Below are 1,190 nucleotides of genomic sequence, written 5' to 3'. Positions count from 1 at the left end.
AAAGCTCACGCTAATACGAAAGTAAAAGACAATATTTTTTGTTTAGGTACATTCGAATATTTATATCTTTTTGAATTTAAATTAAAAATTGGTGTTTCTTGGTGGAACGATAGAAATTGGAAAAAGCCTACTTACGACTTATTAAAAATCAATAAGTTAAAAATCTTTAAAAATTTAAAAAATCTGGTAGAATTTGTTGGTCGCTATAACTGTAAATAAAACAGATAGCTACAATTAGAGTGTTCCCTGTATACACAGGGATAAACCGACGTTTTTTTTGCTGAAATACTGGGGCATGATGTGTTCCCTGTATACACAGGGATAAACCGAGTCCATTATTGATTTATATTCTTTTTGAGCAGTGTTCCCTGTATACACAGGGATAAACCGCGATACATCTGAAAGAACTATTTATGCCGTCTGTGTTCCCTGTATACACAGGGATAAACCGCATTGTGCAGCCTGCATTTGTACAACCGAGTAGTGTTCCCTGTATACACAGGGATAAACCGCCCACAGGATGCTATTGTTAAGCTAATTCCTGCGTGTTCCCTGTATACACAGGGATAAACCGCTCTTTCTTCATTTTTGAGAATTCCGCATTTTCGTGTTCCCTGTATACACAGGGATAAACCGGAAAAAATGGTTTTACACGTGGTAATCCACAAGTGTTCCCTGTATACACAGGGATCCCCCCTTTATCTTAATGCTAAAACCCTAATCCCACTTAATTGATAAAATTTTAAGTGGGGCTTAAAAGCAGCAACCTAAAAAAACATGACTCACTAAGCTTATCTTAAATTTCAATAAATTAAGTTTAATTAAATATTGCAAATTATGTAAAAATAGTGTAATTTTCATGCCCAATTTTAATTATCATTATTGATTATTAAAATTACCGATAAAAACAGACAAATATGACAAAACTAAATAAAAATAAGTAGCAAGGTAGTATAGGTAAGGATGTCTCGGTTGTTAGTATATCAAATGCCCACATTATGCAGCATGATATTCATTCATTTGCATTGGTTTATTCACAATAAATTTGATTATTGTCCTTTACTGTTTGGTTTTCTAATAAAAACAAAGCAATCACGCTATCAATGTAACAATCCTCAACGCCAGATTTATGGCTATCTATTCATGCCCCTTAAAACAACTAATCATTAATCCATTTAATGGGGTAAAAC

1 protein-coding gene and 1 CRISPR repeat array are annotated in these 1,190 nt (G+C 33.3%); the gene reads left to right on the top strand.

Translation table 11 applies throughout. From position 1 onward, the window contains the following. Positions 1-219: hypothetical protein (locus A9G48_RS11850; RefSeq protein ID WP_218057880.1), on the top strand; the 219-nt coding region annotated here is incomplete at its 5' end. 20 nt (positions 220-239) lie between these two features. Beyond that, positions 240-698: a CRISPR direct-repeat array (repeat unit 30 nt; unit sequence GTGTTCCCTGTATACACAGGGATAAACCGC). Between the last annotated feature and the right edge of the window lie 492 nt (positions 699-1,190).

It is taken from the genome of Gilliamella sp. wkB18 (assembly GCF_001690875.1).
GTDB lineage: Bacteria > Pseudomonadota > Gammaproteobacteria > Enterobacterales > Orbaceae > Gilliamella > Gilliamella apicola_A.
Note: the sequence above shows the minus strand (reverse complement) of the source record. Positions and strands in the feature narration are given on the sequence as shown.